The 18,124-nt window shown below is 37.7% G+C and carries 15 protein-coding genes; 7 read left to right on the top strand and 8 right to left on the bottom strand.

Annotated features, from left to right (window positions below; all coding sequences use genetic code 11):
* Positions 1-26 precede the first annotated feature (26 nt).
* A complete protein-coding gene (locus BGO84_RS00320; RefSeq protein ID WP_291026570.1) occupies positions 27-1,820 on the bottom strand; it encodes a helix-turn-helix domain-containing protein in 1,794 nt (597 codons plus the stop codon).
* A gap of 220 nt (positions 1,821-2,040) precedes the next feature.
* Here BGO84_RS00320 and BGO84_RS00325 point away from each other — a divergent pair, with 220 nt between their 5' ends.
* The 3 genes from BGO84_RS00325 to uvrA all read left to right on the top strand — a co-directional run bounded on the left by BGO84_RS00325 (position 2,041) and on the right by uvrA (position 6,247).
* Complete coding sequence (locus tag BGO84_RS00325; RefSeq protein ID WP_006841702.1) at positions 2,041-2,631, top strand: bifunctional nuclease family protein; 591 nt, start codon at positions 2,041-2,043, stop codon at positions 2,629-2,631.
* 204 nt (positions 2,632-2,835) lie between these two features.
* Positions 2,836-3,324: a hypothetical protein gene (locus BGO84_RS00330; protein ID WP_291026572.1), complete on the top strand. Its 489-nt coding sequence runs from the start codon at positions 2,836-2,838 to the stop codon at positions 3,322-3,324.
* A 130-nt stretch (positions 3,325-3,454) separates the two neighbouring features.
* Complete coding sequence (uvrA, locus tag BGO84_RS00335; protein WP_291026574.1) at positions 3,455-6,247, top strand: excinuclease ABC subunit UvrA; 2,793 nt, start codon at positions 3,455-3,457, stop codon at positions 6,245-6,247.
* A 42-nt stretch (positions 6,248-6,289) separates the two neighbouring features.
* Here uvrA and BGO84_RS00340 read toward each other — a convergent pair whose 3' ends face one another.
* Genes BGO84_RS00340 through BGO84_RS00350 form a run of 3 tightly spaced genes read right to left on the bottom strand, consistent with a single transcriptional unit; the run spans position 6,290 to position 11,701 of the window.
* Positions 6,290-10,828: a translocation/assembly module TamB domain-containing protein gene (locus BGO84_RS00340; protein ID WP_291026577.1), complete on the bottom strand. Its 4,539-nt coding sequence runs from the start codon at positions 10,826-10,828 to the stop codon at positions 6,290-6,292.
* Positions 10,829-10,839: 11 nt separating this feature from the next.
* Positions 10,840-11,331, bottom strand: coding sequence for a GNAT family N-acetyltransferase (locus BGO84_RS00345; RefSeq protein WP_291026579.1), 492 nt, complete (start codon positions 11,329-11,331; stop codon positions 10,840-10,842).
* Between the two features lie 10 nt (positions 11,332-11,341).
* A complete protein-coding gene (locus BGO84_RS00350) occupies positions 11,342-11,701 on the bottom strand; it encodes an arsenate reductase family protein (RefSeq protein WP_291026581.1) in 360 nt (119 codons plus the stop codon).
* 134 nt (positions 11,702-11,835) lie between these two features.
* Here BGO84_RS00350 and BGO84_RS00355 point away from each other — a divergent pair, with 134 nt between their 5' ends.
* The 4 genes from BGO84_RS00355 to BGO84_RS00370 are packed head-to-tail and all read left to right on the top strand — an operon-like array spanning position 11,836 to position 15,042.
* A complete protein-coding gene (locus BGO84_RS00355) occupies positions 11,836-12,708 on the top strand; it encodes a YicC/YloC family endoribonuclease (protein ID WP_135105432.1) in 873 nt (290 codons plus the stop codon).
* Between the two features lie 15 nt (positions 12,709-12,723).
* Complete coding sequence (gene gmk / locus BGO84_RS00360) at positions 12,724-13,287, top strand: guanylate kinase (RefSeq protein WP_291026583.1); 564 nt, start codon at positions 12,724-12,726, stop codon at positions 13,285-13,287.
* Positions 13,284-13,877, top strand: coding sequence for a nicotinate (nicotinamide) nucleotide adenylyltransferase (gene nadD, locus BGO84_RS00365; protein WP_291026586.1), 594 nt, complete (start codon positions 13,284-13,286; stop codon positions 13,875-13,877). The genes gmk and nadD overlap by 4 nt, the downstream gene beginning before the upstream one ends.
* Positions 13,867-15,042 carry a Xaa-Pro peptidase family protein gene (locus tag BGO84_RS00370; protein ID WP_291026589.1) on the top strand — a complete coding sequence of 392 codons (1,176 nt, stop codon included), beginning with the start codon at positions 13,867-13,869 and terminating at the stop codon, positions 15,040-15,042. Before nadD ends, BGO84_RS00370 begins: the two co-directional genes overlap by 11 nt.
* A gap of 99 nt (positions 15,043-15,141) precedes the next feature.
* On the opposite strand, the gene BGO84_RS00375 is transcribed toward BGO84_RS00370, so the two are convergent.
* The 4 genes from BGO84_RS00375 to BGO84_RS00390 form a co-directional block, all read right to left on the bottom strand.
* Positions 15,142-15,537 carry a hypothetical protein gene (locus tag BGO84_RS00375; RefSeq protein WP_291026592.1) on the bottom strand — a complete coding sequence of 132 codons (396 nt, stop codon included), beginning with the start codon at positions 15,535-15,537 and terminating at the stop codon, positions 15,142-15,144.
* A gap of 12 nt (positions 15,538-15,549) precedes the next feature.
* Positions 15,550-16,107 (bottom strand): sigma-70 family RNA polymerase sigma factor, encoded by a 558-nt coding sequence (locus BGO84_RS00380; RefSeq protein WP_135105427.1) that lies wholly within the window; start codon positions 16,105-16,107, stop codon positions 15,550-15,552.
* 2 nt (positions 16,108-16,109) lie between these two features.
* On the bottom strand, positions 16,110-16,481 hold the full coding sequence (locus tag BGO84_RS00385) for a DUF6249 domain-containing protein (RefSeq protein ID WP_228093879.1): 372 nt from the start codon (positions 16,479-16,481) through the stop codon (positions 16,110-16,112).
* A 420-nt stretch (positions 16,482-16,901) separates the two neighbouring features.
* Positions 16,902-18,089 carry a C1 family peptidase gene (locus BGO84_RS00390; RefSeq protein WP_283685508.1) on the bottom strand — a complete coding sequence of 396 codons (1,188 nt, stop codon included), beginning with the start codon at positions 18,087-18,089 and terminating at the stop codon, positions 16,902-16,904.
* Positions 18,090-18,124: the final 35 nt, after the last annotated feature.

The following is an 18,124-nucleotide window of genomic DNA, read 5'->3' on the forward strand; positions in this document are numbered from 1 at the left end:
AGATTATTCGACAGACCTTTAGAAGTTTATACAGTTGGTTTATTACTTCTGAAGTCAGACGGAGAAAGTCCCGTTATTTTCTTAAAGGATTGATAAAAAGATGTGCGGTTATTAAACCCGACATCAAAGGCTATAGCATCAATAGAAATGACATCAGACTTTTCATTTGATAAAATCTTTATAGCTTCTTTTACTCTGTATTCGTTGATATAGGTATTAAAATTCTTCCCTGTAGTTTGGTTAATTGCTTTCGACAAATAATTTCTATTTATACTCATTTGTTTAGCCATTAAATCTAAAGTCAAATCAGCATTTTTAAAAATCTTTTCTTTCGAAACTAGTTCATGTACTTCTTTCATCAAAGCAACATCTTCTTGTGTAGGTTGCTCCTCTTCTATCGCTTTTTCTTCTGATTTGTCATCTTCCTGTAATACATCCGCAGACTCATAAGGAGCATAAGGCAACATCTCGCTTGCCCACTCTTGATTTTTATATACCAGAGCCCTATATGCCATCCTATTTCTATGATACAATACGATAGAAAAGATAAGCCCAACCGAAATAATCAGTATAATTATGCTTCCATAGAATATTTTGTATTTAAAAGCATCCTCCTTGGCTTTCATATCCTCATTCATTACCCGAGCCTTGGTCTCATATAAGTCTTGTTCAGCCTTTAGAAGTATCAGGCTACTATACTTATCCTGAAAATATTTATTAATCATCAGCGTGGAATCAAAAAAAGCAAGTGCCAGCTCTTTATTTCCCACTTTGGAATAATAACAACACATCAGAGGATACAATGATTGATAAAGATCTGTGTTTTCGGTTCTTCGTATAAATAGCTGAGTAGAATCTATTAAGGTCTTCGTTTTTTTAAAATCATTCTTCAAAAGATAGCTTTTGGCTAATTCTAAACTAACATCAGAAGCCAGCTCATAATCATTATCCATGAGCATCCGGTTTAGTCCGGCACGAAGATATGGGATTGCATCATCCGGCTTACCTCTACTAATCAAACATTTTCCTATATTACTAAGCGATACCGCATCGATAACCGGCTTCAGCTTTACATTATCTACACTAAAATATGCCGATCTGAAATAATACTCTGCCGAATCTATATTCCCAATCAAATTATAATACGAGCCAATTGCATTTCGTGCCAACAAATTGGAACGATCGAAATAATATTTTGGAGGCTTTAAAGCTTGCCGCAGATATGGGATAGCTTTATCATAGTTACGAAAAAAGTAATATGCCCTCCCTATTTGATAATAAGCATACCCTCTTCCGGGATATTCTTCACCGGTGATATTTTTTAGTTGTTCGTCTATAACGTAAGTTTGAGCAAAGGCTTTAGCATATAAAGAAGACTTCCAATATATATTAAATATGGCTTCCATCGCCCTAATTTTCATTACTATATTGTTTTGTCTCTCTGCCTTTTTAACAACCTCCTCCATTTTGGCTATTTTGTAAGAGATATCATTATTCTCACGCACGGGTAGAACTAAAGCATACATATAGTCTGCTTCTATATCCAACTCTGATGAATTATACTTCTTTGCATCTTGCCTTACCCTTGATATTTCCTTAAGCTGTTTGTCTAAAGGAAGATAATTAAATATATCCTCGTAATAATCCGACAAGTCATCCACGCTTTTAATAAATCCATGATGAGCTAATTTATAGAAAACAGAATCAGAGCAGAAGTAGTGTACTCTGTTGTATTGTTTCACGTATATACTGTCTATGCTAAAAGCATTGACGGTAGATACTGCTAATAAGAAGAAAAGAATCAGAAATAGTCTTCTCATCCTTGTGTAGTTTATAAGTTTATAGGGCACCCCTTAATTTGTGTTATTGTCTTATTATTTTGTTATATACCAAAATCAATGCAAAATAAAATAAATTTTGCTATTAACATAAGAAAATCTCAAAAAAATAGAATCTAGAGATATTCTGAAAGTAAAATGTTTTAAAACAACGGGGCTTTGTATCAAAGTAATGAAATAAATATATAATTTTGAAATATAAATGGAAAACAAAATAAAACTATCTGTGCTTGGCTTTTCTTTCAACCAGTCTCAATCCGGAACGTATGGACTAGTATTGGCTGAAGAAGATGGGTTACGCCGCTTAATGATCGTTATAGGCACACCTGAAGCCCAATCTATCGCTTTCAAACTACAGGGGTCAATCCCTCCTCGTCCATTAACACATGATCTCTTTCAGACTTTATTGGCACAGCTTGGTATTCTACTGCTCGAGGTGAATATTTACAAATATGAAGATGGTGTATTTTTCTCTAAAATGATACTACGCCAGGGAACAGAAATAATAGAAATAGAATCACGAACATCGGACGCAATAGCCATTGCCTTAAGAACCAAATCACCGGTATATACCTCCGAAATTATTATGCAAGAACAGGCGGTTGTATTTGATGACAACACGTCGGAAGATAATGCGTCGGAAAACGAAAAAGATAATTTGGCACTGGATTACTCCTTATTAAACGAAGAAGAATTGGAGAGCCTTCTTAAAGATGCTATTGACGGAGAAGACTACGAACTGGCATCCTTGCTCCGAGACGAATTACTTAAGAAAAAAGATGATCCCAAGTAATTTTCGCAATTAGCTTATAATAAATACGCTACACCCATTATTTCCATAACCTAAACCTTTTTTAAGCTTTATAAGGATTCGCTTATGCAACGAAAAGCGTGTCCCGATCATCTTTTTAAAAGAAACAAATCCGGAGGTTTCTTTTTAGAGGTTGATATCACTCTTTGAGTAAAAAATTATTTGTTAATTATAAAGAAATAAATTATGAAACTTAGAAAGATTCTAGGATTAGCTTTGTGTGCTTCTATTTTTAGTTTTGGTGCTATGTCGTGTAGCGATGACGACAATAAAGACAACGGTAATGATGTATCTGTGATTTCCGGCACATGGAAACATACAAAAACGGATGCCGAAGTAGAGGTTACTAAGCCGGAGATAAAAGAAAAAGTAGTAGCTGCGATTAAAGAAATGAATGATGCTGCAAATAACGTATATACATTCAAACTCGACAGCACATTCAAAGCCAAGATAGCTGTCAACAAGGAAATGGTAGAAATAGAAGGTAAATACACATTGAAAGATAATATCCTAACACTGAAGCATGAGCAAAGTTTACAAGCATTATCTTATAAAAATACTGATATTATTGCTTCGGAAGATGTAAAAGAAAAGGTTGCGGAAAAACTGGAAATAGACAAAGCCGATATCAAGAAAGCCATACGAGTTGATACATTCAGCAAGATAACAAAATAAAAAGCTGTTTGTCAATATTGTAAAAAGCCATTCTCTAAAAAAGGATGGCTTTTTCCTTTTATGTCAAAGTTTGTAATGAGTATAAATATGCGCTTAATTTTTCGTATTTTTGTATCCATTTTTTAGAACTATGGCAGCAGAAAAAAATATTTTCATAAAAGGAGCAAGGGTTAACAACCTTAAAAATATAGATGTCGAAATCCCTCGAAATAAATTTATTGTTATCACAGGTGTTTCGGGTTCAGGAAAATCTTCTTTGGCATTTGATACGCTCTATGCGGAGGGACAACGCCGTTATGTAGAGAGCCTATCCTCATACGCCCGTCAGTTTCTTGGCAGGATGAACAAACCCGAAAGTGACTATATTAAAGGGATTCCACCTGCGATAGCCATCGAACAACGAGTAAGTGCACGCAACCCCCGATCAACAGTAGGGACATCTACAGAAATATACGAATACCTGCGATTACTATTTGCCCGCATCGGAAAGACGGTATCTCCGGTATCAGGTGAGGTGGTGAAAAAGCATCAGGTAAGCGACATTGTAGAAAAGATGCTCTCCTTCCCCGAAGATACCCGTTTAGCCATATTGACTAAGATAATCCTTCGGAATGACAGAACACTGACCGAACAGTTGGAGATATTACTCAAAGAAGGATTCTCCAGAGTTGAAATCTCAGGTCAATTTGAGCGAATAGAAGATTTAATAGCGTCAAAGAAAGACTTAAACCCGGATGATCTGCTTCTTCTGATCGACCGCCTTACATGTGATAAAGATTCTGCGAATATCAGTCGTTTTTCGGAATCCATAGAAACAGCTTTTTACGAAGGTGAAGGAGATTGTATCGTCCGCTTTTATACGGGTGATAAAATCCAAATGTTCAATTTTTCTAAACATTTCGAAGCTGATGGAATTCAATTTGAAGAACCCAGCGATCTGATGTTTAGCTTCAACAGTCCTGTAGGTGCTTGTCCTGTATGCGAAGGATTTGGAAAAGTAATGGGTATTGACGAAGATCTGGTTATCCCCAACAAAGGCTTGTCTGTTTATGAAGATGCTGTCGTATGCTGGAAAGGTGAAAAAATGAGCGAATGGAAAAAGGAGTTCATCCAATCTGCAGCCCGCTATGATTTTCCTATACACAGACCTTACTTTGAACTATCGGATAAAGAAAAAGATCTATTGTGGCACGGTACTATAGGGCTACATGGGATTGACGCATTTTTTCAGATGGTTGAAGAAAACCAGTACAAGATTCAATATCGTGTTATGCTGGCTCGCTATCGTGGAAAAACTACATGCCCTTCGTGTAAAGGAGCACGGCTAAAACCTCAAGCTCTGTATGTAAAAGTGGCAGGAAAGACCATCGCTGATTTGGTTCTGATGCCTATTACAGAATTACAAGAGTTTTTCCAAAACTTAGAATTGGACGAAACAGACGCTGCAATCGCCAAACGCCTATTGACTGATATAAATGTACGAGTTCAGTACCTCGTTAATGTAGGACTGGGGTATCTTACCTTAAACCGTCTTTCGAATTCATTGTCAGGCGGAGAGAGCCAACGTATTAATTTAGCAACGTCTCTCGGCAGTAGCCTTGTGGGCTCGTTATATATATTAGATGAGCCAAGTATCGGCTTGCATTCCAGAGATACAGACCTATTGATTAACGTCCTGCAAGAACTAAAAGCCATTGGCAATACAGTGGTAGTAGTGGAGCATGATGAAGAAATAATACGTGCAGCAGACTATATAATAGACATAGGCCCTAAGGCGGGACGCCTGGGAGGAGAAGTCGTATATCAAGGAGATGTAGATGGACTTCGCAAGCATACCGGCAGCTATACGGTACGCTACCTGAATGCAGAAGAGAAAATAGAAGTTCCGAAAATTCGCCGTAAATGGAACAATTACATTGAAGTGAAAGGGGCACGACAAAACAACCTTAAAAATATCAATGTAAAGTTTCCTTTGAATGTAATGACCGTAATAACAGGGGTGAGTGGCTCCGGAAAATCATCGCTGGTTACAGATGTGCTCTATACCGCATTGGAGCGTCATTATAAAGGAAAAGGAGACCAAATCGTACAATACAATGGACTGGAAGGTGATCTCAACTTGATAAAAGAAATCGAAATGGTCGATCAAAACCCGATTGGCCGTTCGTCTCGTTCAAATCCGGTTACATATATCAAGGCTTACGATGAAATACGAAAACTCTTTGCCGAGCAACCGCTTGCCAAACAGATGCATTTTACTCCCGCTTATTTCTCTTTCAATGTAGAAGGGGGAAGATGTGAAGAGTGTGCCGGTGAAGGTAAGATTCTGGTAGAGATGCAATTCATGGCAGATGTGATGCTCGAATGCGAAGTATGTAAAGGACGAAGATTTAAACAGGATATACTGGATGTACAATACAGAGGCGTAAATATCTATGAGGTATTGGAAATGACAATCGATCAGGCGATCGAATTCTTTGAAGGAGGAAAAGGCAATACCGAAAAGAAAATAGTAAAACGCCTGAAACCACTACAAGACGTGGGTCTGGGTTATGTCAAACTAGGTCAGTCTTCTTCCTCTCTGTCGGGAGGAGAAAATCAGCGGGTAAAGCTTGCTTTCCATTTAGCCGATGAGAAGCCGGAACCGACTTTCTTTATTTTTGACGAGCCAACCACAGGTCTTCACTTCCATGATATAAAAACATTACTGAAAGCCTTCGATTCTATGATTAAAAGAGGGCATACAATAGTTATTATAGAACACAACATGGATGTAATCAAATATGCCGATCATATCATTGACATTGGTCCTGAAGGAGGAAAAGACGGTGGGAACATTGTTTGCGAAGGCACACCCGAGCAAGTCGTTGAATGCAAAGAATCTTATACAGGTCGCTTCTTGAAAGAAAAATTGAACCAATAATAAAACATATATATCATAAAAAAGAAACAGTAAATAGCTTATTTACTGTTTCTTTTTTTGTTCATTTATAATAGGTTGCCGTTCTACTTTTACCTGTGTCGAATCGCTGGGCAATGGTGTTTGTGCGGCTCCATTTTCTGTCTGTTGCTGCTGTACCCTACGCCTTCTCGGCTTGAAAGATTGGAACAATCGCTTCAATGTTGCAGCCTCTTTACTGTACTCTATCCCTACCCCTTGCGTAGTAGGTGCTTGACGATAAAACTGATTATTCATATGGCTATACGCCTTGAGAGTCCACAAAGAGCTTAATTGATATTCTAAATCAAAGTCGCCAATAAAAGAATTGTCAGCAGATGTTGCATGATCTGTACGCATTCCCAAGTTCGTATTAAATGTCAATCTATCGTCCAAGAATTTACGAGAAAGATTCACACTCATGTCCATATTCGATAATGAGCCGTCATCAGATTCTACATTGGCCCCTATTTGCCACTTATCGCCTAGCATGTTACCCACCAATGCCGTCAATCCTGCCGAAAGGGTACTGGAAGCAAGTGACGACCACAAGCTATTTGTGAAGTTAACACCACTATTTCCCATACTTGAATAGAATGACCCTGTGGCAACTAAGGACGCAAACTGTCGCACCCTTTGCTCATCGGTACTAATCAAGCTGTTTATCCTCTGTCTTGTGTCGTCATCAGCACCCGGAAGACTAATATTATAAGACACATCCATCTTATCTATATTGCCCGTTATTTTAAGAATACAATCAACATCTACTTTCGTTGTAGTTCCATTAAGAGCAAAACTATTGTCTAATGTATTCAAGTTGGCTCTTACTCTCCGATAAGCCGTTATATTAAACTTCGTCTTCAAAGGATCTCCTGTAAAGTTGAGCTTACTACCATCCTGTATCTTAAAGTCAAGCTTTTTTATTCCTTGCAGATTTAGCCGAACAGAGCCGTCACTCAGTGTATAGTCTCCATATGCAAACATATTTTCACTCTGCATATCATATGTAAAATCTATTCGTCCTGCTCCTTTGGCATGCATTTGATCTCCTGTAAGCGGATCAATAACTATTCCCAGATTAATATCCGGCGTCACATCAAGCCTGACTCTCAACTTAATAGGCAGAGGGGCATCTTTCACGATATTACCAATCGTGTTTTTCAATTTTTCTTCGGGAACATTTATGTAAACAATACTCTTGTAATCAGAAGCTTCTGATCGCTGAGGCAATAGAATATTCAGAGTTGAATTTTTATCATTCTTTATCTGCATATCCAAATTTATATTCTTGTCATCACCTGTTATTTTCACCTGCCCGGATGCAAATACCCGGCCATAAAATAAACTGTCTGTGCGATGTTCCGTATCTAGTACCATCAGCTTATCCATTCGCATATCAAGCTGATACTTCATATCTCCAAAATTCTTGTGAGTCAACGTAGCATTTACATTGGCCGTATTTCCCCTACTATCTTTTAAGGTAAGATTATCAAACCCTATCTTATCGGGACTAACACGTATAGTATCGGATATGGTATAAACTACATTCGTATAATCCACTCCTATCTGAGTATCGTTAAACCCGAGAAATCCCCGAACTTTAGGAGCTTTAGTCGATCCTTCTATCATCAGATTGGTGCTGATACTTCCATCTATCTTGTTTAGCATATCGGCAACAAATGGCTGCATCCATCTGAGTGGCATTTGCTGCATTCTGACCTGCAAATCGAGAGAATCCTGATTGGTATATACCGTACCGTCTACCTCGGCAAAAGTTTTATCTCCTTTTGCCAATATAGCATCTAACCTTACCCCTCCGTAGCTATCACTCCAATGACTATCTACAGTCATTGTTCCCAAGGTATCTGCGAATATTACAATATCTCCTATTTCCAGATTACGTGTATAGAGTTCGGGTTGATCAAGCATTTTTGTCATCAGTACATTTCCATGTATACATCCTCTGATATTTTTTATGTCAAATGCTTCTAACAATTCCCCTATCTCAGCATGGTTGAAATCAATATTCAAGCTATCCCCTACTTCTTTGGAAATAACTCCGTTCAATCCGATATATTTTTTCTTGTTGACACCTATTCCCAAATTGTGAACTTCGGTACGCTCGCCTTTATTCCAGACTTCTGCGGGAAGTAGATTTAGAGCCAGCTTATCTATCATTATATCAGACGGGCTGACCTTCAGATAAGAGAGTAATTCATTCTTCTCATCTCTGCTAAACTGTGCTAATACATCTACTTTTCCGCCAATATCTATATTCGTTTTATCACTCATTACATTGACTACAGAACGCATTACATTATTTGCACCCCTGACATTTAAGGCCAATGAATACATACCTTTTTGCATAAGAATGTCACTTCCGGCGGAAATATTAAAAGCAGAGTCGAGATTAATTACATCAATGGTCGTACTTTTTATATCATATTCTCCAAATTTGACATATGGAATATTTCCTTTAGCGGTTATTACATTATCTATTGTATTTATCCTCCCGCTTATACTTGCAGGTTCAATAACATCAACAGGCAGTGATAATATCCGACCTAGCTCTTCGGTGTTATTTGCCGTTAGATTGAAAGTGAAATTATTCTGATCTTTTTTTACCCTTTTTACTTTCGGGAAAACTGCCGGAAGGTACTTATTCATCAATTCAGAAAACTCGTCCGAAAGAGATGTGAATTTATATTGCCCATCAATATTAGCGGTAAGAAGAGAAGATGTCAGTTTTATAAATTTATCATTCTCTGTCCTTTTACCCATTTCTAATGTAAACTTTCCGGGCTTGAAGTTAAAATTAGTATCGTACAGATTAAGACTGTCAATTACAGCCTTTCCTTCCATCTGATCTATATCCAACCCTTTCATACTTCCTTCCAGCACAAGGGATAAACGTGGATTAACCCAGTTTTCATCTTTATAGAAGCGATCGATATGCAGGGTGTCTACTTTCAGTCTCAGATTAATGTCGGGCACTCGTGCCTGGGTCATACTTGCCTTTGCATATACTTTCCCTACGGGAGAATTTAGATTTGCCGATGCTCCCATTTCTGCCGCATTATAATAAGCATCGAAAGGAATGTTTCGATAGGTATCTTTTCCATACTGTATAGATGCAATTTCACCTTGCAGTTGTGCTATCAGTGGTCCTTTTTCGGACTGTCTTGCTCTCACGTCTATCTTAGCTGATAAACGCTTCAACCCCAAAGTATCTCCCAGCAATTTGCCTAGATTGAAGTTCTGGGTATTTAATGTTGCAGCAACATTGAAGCGTGAAAATATGCTATCTGCCCCTCCGCTTGCCTTCGCCGTGATAGCTCCCTGACGGCACCAAGCCTCAGCATCCAGCTTAAACTTGCTCAATTGTCCCTTTACATTTCCTTTCAGGTAAAGATCTCCAAGCTCTCTGAATATGTCAGGAGCTATAAAAGTAGAATCTCCAACTCTCGCAAAAGAAGTGACAGCCGAGGAAGAAGCCTTGAATTTATCGATCGAAAGGAAAATATCGGCACTTCCATATCTCTCATAATTTGAGATTGAAGCCTTTGCTTCTAATAATGCATCATTGCCATAAGCAATATTTATATTTTCAACATTTACGGCAGGTAATGTTCCTTTAATAGTCGTAGAGAGAATAATGTTATTCTTTAGAAACTTCAACTGAGGAAGAAAAGACAATAAGTCAATCGGAGATATCTCAGCACTCTCCGTTTGAACTTCAAATTCGGACGTGGATAAGTTATACCTCACTTTATCGGTTCTGAGATGCGAATTAGGTAGGTTTAAAGATAAATTATCTACCCAAAGTTGCGATTTATCCGAATAGAGCTGTCCCTCCAGCGTTTTAATTTCAAGACCGGTCATTTCTTTCGCCGAAAGATTATTTAATGCAATATCCAATCTATCAGGGTCAATAGAATTCAGATCAAGATTAATATTCAGATCGTATAATGAGATATGAGAAGCATTGAATAGGTGGGGCGTTACCGAGTCGGAAAGAACATCATAATTCAGCCTGCCATTTTTTATATCAACATCCGTGATGACAATCTTCAGTGTACTTTTTGTTGTATCCGTTTTAACCGTATCTCTCGAAAAAGCATCTATAATAAACTGAAAATTGAAATCGCTAACACTATCTTTTTTATTAACGTTGATAAGAAAATCATCAAGGCTTATACTTGTAATGGCTAATGTATTGCTCTTGATTAATTGCCACGGACTTAGCTTTACATCCACGTGTTTGGCATAGAGCAATGTGTCTTTTGCTTGATCTTCTATATATATGCCATTTAGGGTTGCATGATTGAAAAGGCTAAGACGAACTTCATCGATGGAAACTTCTGTTTTCAGTGTATTTTTTAGAATATCTACCGCATAGTTAGCAACTTTCTGTTGAACAAAAGGAATAGAAAGAAGTACATAAAGAAGAATATTAAGACCTATCAGCGATAGAACTATATACATCAGAACTTTGAAAAACTTCTTCATCAAGCTTTTCTTCTTTGGCTGCAATTCTTCTTGTGTATTTTCTTTTTCTACTTCCATAGATAAACTTGTTATCCTATTTCTTTTTTATAGCAATAAAATTTTCCTTTGCGGAAATATACTATTCCAATTTTCTCATATCCTAAGCTTTCATATAATCTTAATGCAATCTTATTTTCAGAAAAAGCATCCAACCGGATAGAATTATAATCATTTTCTCTTGCATATTGTTCGGCAAATAGCATACACTTTTTTGCAATACCTTTACCTTGTTGCTGCGGATCTACCGACAACCTGTGTACTATTAAATTTTTCCCTGTAGTTTTCCAGTCAACAAAATTATATTCAGGAGAATATTTATCATTTAATGCAAAATATGCAGTTAAATTGTCATTATCAAAAAAGCCAAAAGCGCATCCGGATTCAAGATCCTCTTCTATCTCATTTATAGAAGGGTATATCTCGTCCCACTGATCGAGCCCATTCTGTCTCATGGCTGTTACTACATTTTGTATCAGCCACATAATTTCATTTATATGTTTATGATCCAATAGCTCTATCACAAAAAAAATATTATTTCAGCTTCTGAATCCATTCTTCCTCATTAAATCCGACCAAAACAAAATCTTTTCCTACTACAATCGGACGTTTTACTACCATTCCGTCAGAAGATAGTATATCTAGTAATTCTTCTTGCGATGCTGATTTCACCTTATCTTTGAGATTATTCTCTTTATAGATTCTCCCCGAAGTATTGAAAAATCTGGAAATAGGAAGTCCGCTTTTCTTTATCCATTCAGACAATTCTGCCTTCGACGGATTTTCTTTGGTAATGTCTCTGCTGTTTACTTCTACATTATTTTCTTTAAGCCATTTAGCGGCTTTTTGGCAAGTACTGCATTTAGGGTATTGTAAAAAGAGTGTTGTTGTCATTGTATATGTCATTTTATATTTGAACAATATACAAAAATAAAAGTTTACGGATGAATAACGTAGTTTAATTAGCTAAAGTTGACTTCTCACGTAATAATTTGTGTATTTTTGTACCTAAAATTAAAAATTACAGCATGATACAATCAATGACTGGTTTTGGCAAATCAACTGCTGAACTTCATAAAAGGAAAATTACTGTTGAAGTAAAATCCTTAAATAGTAAACAACTCGATTTATCGGTACGTTTACCAAATCTGTATAAGGAGCACGAAATGGAAATCCGCAATCTGCTATCTCGCCAATTAGAACGAGGAAAGGTAGATTTTCTGATATATATAGAAAACATAGGCAGCGAAACTGCTACACAGATCAATCAAAGTATCATAGAAGGATATTACAATCAGATCAAAGAATCTTGCGAAAAGTTAGGGGTTGCTGTTCCTCAAGATTGGTTCCAAGTCTTGCTACGTTTACCTGACGTGTTGAAGTATGAAGCACAGGAAGTAGATGAAGAAGAATGGCTTATGGTATCGAATGTTATCAGCGAAGCAATTGATCAGTTGCATGCATTCCGTAAGCAGGAAGGCGCAATGCTTCAGAAGCTATTCGAAGAAAAAATATCTAACATAAAAACCCTTCTGACCGATATAGAACCGTTCGAAGCAGAACGTGTAGACAAAATAAAAGGTCGTATCTCAGAAGCCCTACAAAAGATAGAGGATTTCGATTATGATAAAAATCGCTTCGAACAGGAGATGATTTATTATATCGAAAAGCTTGATATAAACGAAGAAAAGAATCGTTTGAACAACCACCTTAAATATTTTCTGGAAACAATGACATCAGGATCAGGACAAGGTAAAAAGCTTGGTTTTATCGCTCAGGAAATAGGACGTGAAGTAAACACGATGGGCTCAAAATCGAACCATGCCGAAATGCAGCAGGTTGTTGTGAAAATGAAAGATGAGCTCGAACAAATAAAAGAGCAGGTGTTGAACGTATTGTAAGGAATAAGCGATAGAATGGGCAAATTAATCATCTTTTCGGCTCCTTCGGGCGCAGGCAAATCAACGATTGTAAACTACTTGCTTTCGCAAAATCTAAACCTCCGGTTTTCCATCTCGGCCACAAGCCGTTTGCCTCGTGGAGAAGAAAAACATGGAGTAGAATATTACTTTCATACACCCGAAGAGTTTCGTCAGAAAATTGAGAATAACGAATTCCTTGAATACGAAGAAGTATACAAAGATAAATTCTATGGAACGCTAAAAACCGAAGTACAAAGAATCTTTGATAATGGCGGCAATGTAATCTTCGATGTCGATGTGGTAGGAGGATGTAACATAAAAAAATACTACGGAGATAAGGCGCTCTCTATATTTGTAGAACCGCCATCCATCAGTGAATTACGCAACCGACTGATAAGCAGAGGAACCGATTCTCCCGAGATAATAGAAGCACGGGTAGCAAAAGCAGAATATGAAATGACCTTCGCTTCTCACTTTGATGTCATTATCAAGAATGACAATCTGGAAGAGGCAAAGACAAAAGCATTACAAGTGGTAAAAGAATTTCTTGCAACATGAAGATAGGCATATTCTCCGGCTCATTCAACCCTATTCACGTAGGGCATCTTATTCTGGCAAACTACATTGTAGAATATACCGATATAGAAGAAGTCTGGCTATTGGTAAGTCCTCTCAACCCTCTAAAATCGGAGGATGACCTCTCGGATAAATATGTACGCTTAGAAATGACGAAGTTGGCTTTGGAAGGATATCCCAAAATAAAGGCGAGCGACTTCGAGTTCGATCTGCCCAAACCATCATATACGATCAATACGCTGGATGCTTTGAAAGGAAAGTATCCGGAGCATGATTTCACGCTCGTTATTGGAGCCGACAATTGGGCTATTTTCGAAAGCTGGCATGAAACGGATAAGATTCTGGAGAATTATAAGCTTAAGATATATCCTCGCTTAGGCTTTCGGATAAAAATACCCGATAGGCTAAAGCAAAAGGTAGAAGCCTTAGACTCGCCAATCATAGAAATATCATCGACCTTCATACGTGAGGGTATAGAAGTGGGTAAGAACATGCGTCCTTTTCTTACCGAAAACGTATATGACTATATTATAGAAAAAGGACTATATAAACACTATAAAAATGAGCTATAAGGAAGATTTATCGAAAGACTTACTGATTCGTCAACAACGCTTGCAAAGTGCCATGCAGTCGATGAATATTGAAGGCTGTATATTGACTACTGCCGTAAATGTATTCTACATGACCGGAATGGTATATAATGGTTACTACTATTTACCGATAGAAGGACAACCGGTACATTTCGTAAAGCGCCCCGAAGATGTCAGTTTCGATAATACGATCTATATCCGCAAACCCGAACAGATAACTGATGAGCTAAAGAATCTCGGACGCTCTATTCCTCAATCCGTCTTGATTGAAACAGATGTGATTTCCTTCGGTGAATGCAGCCGTTTATTGAATACATTCGGTCTAAAGGAAGCTGCCAATGCATCTGCCCTGATGCGTAAAGTACGCAGTGTAAAAACCGAATTCGAGCTGGAGCAAGTAAGACTTTGCGCCCGCAAGCATGAAGCCGTTTACAAGATGATCCCTTCCGTTTATAAAGACGGCATGACGGACATAGAGTTTCAGATAGAAATAGAACGTCTGATGCGTCTGCATGGATCATTAGGACTTTTCCGCAGCTACGGCGAAAACATGGATATCTACATGGGCAGCCTTCTTACAGGAGAAAATGCAGAAGCCCCATCCCCTTTCGACTTTGCTCTTGGCGGAGCCGGAACAAGCCCCATTTTACCTTTAGGTGCGTCGGGTCAAAAGATAAAGAAAGGGAATACCATTATGGTAGATATGGCCGGAAACTATACCCCATGGATGACAGACATGACCCGTGTGTTCTCTGTAGGTAAGACTCTTGATCTGGCTTATCGTGCACATCAGGTCTCTATAGAAATCAGCAATAAGGTAATGGACATCGCAAAGTCCGGTGTAAGCTGTGCCGAGTTATACAATATTGCGATGGAAGCAGTGGTTAAGAACAATCTGGAACCTTACTTTATGGGAACAAAGCAACAAGCTAAATTTGTTGGTCACGGTGTAGGATTAGAGATCAATGAGCCTCCCGTACTAACCCCTCGTTCTAAAGAGTTACTGGAGCCAAACATTGTTTTTGCCCTCGAACCTAAATTTGTGATCCCTGAAGTAGGAGCTGTAGGTATTGAAAACACATATTTGGTAACTCAAGATGGCCTTGAGAAGTTGACAATATTGGAAGAAGAAATTATAGAGCTTTAATCACGATTAGTTACGCCGACTTCTTCCTCCATTAAAATATATATAGGGCTTAGAGCAAATGCTTTAAGCCCATTTTTATATCTCACACCTTCACGACTATCAGCTCACAGCTTTATGCTTACTCCTGCGTCGATCGTCATATACCGAAATAAATCCGAACATGCCGCAAGCAGAAGCGATTAGCAATATAGGAGCAAAAAACATGGCAGACTGCAAAGCATCTTTCCCTGCTGCAAAATAGACTACTAAAGCAACTATCGCAATCAGGGCATACATCACACCAAAAATGGCAAACATATTCCCGATAAAAGGGCTTGAGCTTTGCACTTTAGCCTTCTCATGCATTAATGCTCTTTCAGCTTCTATCTGATGCATGATCCTGTATTTAAGATTATCGCTTGCTTTCATTCTGGTACCCGAAAGAAGCTCTCTTATTTTATCATCCTGCACATTCATATTGTTGTATTTATATTTATTATTATTATTCAATTCCATATTTTAATATCTCTAAGAGGTTTCGTACCGCATCATCTGTTCCAGAATATCTGCGAAACGCTTTCGTGCCCTATGCATCTTCACTTTCACATTTACATCTGTCAGCCCGGTTATTTGTGCTATTTCTTTCACCGAGTTATCTTCCAAATAGTATAATGTGAGCAAAAGCCCTTCATCTCTAGGCATCTTATCCATAGCCTCATTTACAATAGCCTTCCTCTCGTTATCCTCTACCTGAGACATTGTATCCCAATCCGAGAAAGAATTATCCAAATCAATCTGTTTATAATCAACAAACTCTGTATTGTAAACCGTATTACGGGTTTCTGTAATTGCCGTATTATAAACAATTCTGTAGAACCAAGTCGAAAACTTACTGTCAGCTCTAAATGTATGCAAATTATGAAAAGCCTTAACAAAAGCATTCTGCACAATATCTTCTGCATCCTGCCTGTTACCACACACACGATAGGCTATAGTTATAGCCATATCCTGATATGTGTCTACAAAATACCCGAAGGCAGACGTATCTCCCTTCAGGACTTTGTGTATAAGTTGCTTTTCATCCATCTTTATTCAGCGTCTTCAAATTCTTTTTTGTCTTTCACCACCAAGTAAAACACAACGTAAGCAAGACCAAGGAACAACAGCACGCTACTGCTTATTACAAGATATTGAAAATCTAAAGAAAGAGCAAAGCTTGGTGCGATGAAAACCCCTAAAGCCAACCCGATAGCGATTCCGACACACAGAAAACCATTGCGAAGAGATCTGTATTTGTTCGGAGCTGTTTTTACTTCCGGTGGAGGTATAATCCCTTGTTTCGCCAATTCCATACGAACTTTCTTATCTGATGATAAAAGTTTTAAAAGAACCATTCCACCTAAAACGACCGGCAATCCTACTGCACATAAAATTGCAATTATTGGTACTAATTCACCCATGATATTTCTATTTTTTGTTGTTAATAATCTGTTTTCGAATATATGACTACACATAGTCTCATGTGGTTACAGATTTTATGTAATATTTTTCTGAAATCGTTATTTTAACCTTTATCTCTATATTTTCCTACCCAAAAGGTGACAATAAAATAAATCACAAAAACGTATACAAACATCTGATAACAAAATACATAACGCCACATAAACAATAAAAAGGTGACAAAAGTGACACTTTTTGATATGTTTTGTACCTGTCACTTTCTACACACTAAAAAAGAGAATACAATATAAGACAATTTTATATTATTCTCTTTGTAGCTATTAAGCAAATACTAAAAGAAATTTAGAATTACTCCACCTAAAAATAAATAGCCGCAGGAGAAAACCTCCCACGGCTATATACTATATAATAAAAATCTATTAGTTCAGATTCAATTTTTTCGCAAGTGGAGCTGGAACAGCAGCCTTGTTAACCATTATATTTGTTGTTTTGTACTTCACAAATGTTTCTGAAGCATACCATATCCCTTTATATTTACCTGCTTCACCCCATGAGTTTTTCACAAGATAATATTTTGTACCATTCTGATCTTTTACAATCCCGAATATTTGCATACCATGATCGTCGGTCGTTTCTTGGCTATCAAATGCAGCCTGACGCATTTCTTGTGTAACCACCTTTTCTTTTACCGGACCTTGATCTACTTTTGCTTTCAAACGGGTAGTTTTTTCGCTTTTTGACAATCCTAACCAATGAGCCTGATCTGAACCAATGTTTTCAGGAGCCTCATCATCGGGGATAACAGCGATACCATTGCGGGTAAATCCAATTTCACTTACATCCGAAGCCCATGCCACAGTGTAACCGTTATTTATTGCATTGTCTATTACTTGTATCATTTCATCCATAGGTACATTATACGACAGAGCCCAGCGCCAGTTGTCAGGTATTTCTATAGCAAACGGAGCATAGAACGGATGATGTGTGAATGAAGTGATAGATACATAATTCTTGCTTGTAAGCCCTAAAGATTGAGCTAAAGACTGCGGAGTATATGTTTTGCCTTTGTATTGGAATTCTTTTGGCACAGCACCCAGATAAGCATCCAAAACACTGTTGAAACCAACACCCCATACCGGAGAAATCCGACTTGATTTCTTGTCGGCAATTCCTTTTACATAGCCACTCAATGCAGCTTCCAATTCACCATGATTATGAATAGTCTCACCATAGTTAAGACCGGCATACACTTCATTAGGAACTACGCCGTATTCATCTAAAGTTTCTACAACATCGGCAAATGCACCACCTTGTGCAAAGTTTAGATTACCTCCTACTCTTACATACTTATCCGCTTTATCGGCATAATTACGACGAACAATATACATCTCAGAAAGATCGTGATCTCCTTTGTTCATTTTAAGAAGCTCAGATTCAAGAAAAGCTACTCCCGAAAAACTCCAGCAAGTTCCGCTATTCCCTTGATTTTTGATCGATGTTATCGGGTTTTGTTTCACCACAGTGAACTGATACGCTGTGTTTTCTTCCTGAGCAAAAACAATCAGATTGATAAGCAGGAATAAAGGCAAAATAAGTAATTTTCTCATAACAAGTGAATGGATTAAAAATTTATTTAAAATTG

Origin of the sequence: Dysgonomonas sp. 37-18 (assembly GCF_001899125.1) — a bacterium.
Classification (GTDB): Bacteria; Bacteroidota; Bacteroidia; order Bacteroidales; family Dysgonomonadaceae; genus Dysgonomonas.

Excerpts from the sequence above, each read along its gene's own strand:
- BGO84_RS00355 (WP_135105432.1), top strand. The coding sequence starts at position 11,836 with ATGATACAATCAATGACTGGTTTTGGCAAATCAACTGCTGAACTTCAT.
- BGO84_RS00380 (WP_135105427.1), bottom strand. The coding sequence starts at position 16,107 with ATGGATGAAAAGCAACTTATACACAAAGTCCTGAAGGGAGATACGTCT.
- BGO84_RS00325 (WP_006841702.1), top strand. The coding sequence starts at position 2,041 with ATGGAAAACAAAATAAAACTATCTGTGCTTGGCTTTTCTTTCAACCAG.
- nadD (WP_291026586.1), top strand. The coding sequence starts at position 13,284 with ATGAAGATAGGCATATTCTCCGGCTCATTCAACCCTATTCACGTAGGG.
- BGO84_RS00350 (WP_291026581.1), bottom strand. The coding sequence starts at position 11,701 with ATGACAACAACACTCTTTTTACAATACCCTAAATGCAGTACTTGCCAA.
- uvrA (WP_291026574.1), top strand. The coding sequence starts at position 3,455 with ATGGCAGCAGAAAAAAATATTTTCATAAAAGGAGCAAGGGTTAACAAC.
- BGO84_RS00320 (WP_291026570.1), bottom strand. The coding sequence starts at position 1,820 with ATGAGAAGACTATTTCTGATTCTTTTCTTCTTATTAGCAGTATCTACC.
- BGO84_RS00385 (WP_228093879.1), bottom strand. The coding sequence starts at position 16,481 with ATGGGTGAATTAGTACCAATAATTGCAATTTTATGTGCAGTAGGATTG.
- BGO84_RS00330 (WP_291026572.1), top strand. The coding sequence starts at position 2,836 with ATGAAACTTAGAAAGATTCTAGGATTAGCTTTGTGTGCTTCTATTTTT.
- BGO84_RS00340 (WP_291026577.1), bottom strand. The coding sequence starts at position 10,828 with ATGGAAGTAGAAAAAGAAAATACACAAGAAGAATTGCAGCCAAAGAAG.
- gmk (WP_291026583.1), top strand. The coding sequence starts at position 12,724 with ATGGGCAAATTAATCATCTTTTCGGCTCCTTCGGGCGCAGGCAAATCA.
- BGO84_RS00390 (WP_283685508.1), bottom strand. The coding sequence starts at position 18,089 with ATGAGAAAATTACTTATTTTGCCTTTATTCCTGCTTATCAATCTGATT.
- BGO84_RS00375 (WP_291026592.1), bottom strand. The coding sequence starts at position 15,537 with ATGGAATTGAATAATAATAATAAATATAAATACAACAATATGAATGTG.
- BGO84_RS00370 (WP_291026589.1), top strand. The coding sequence starts at position 13,867 with ATGAGCTATAAGGAAGATTTATCGAAAGACTTACTGATTCGTCAACAA.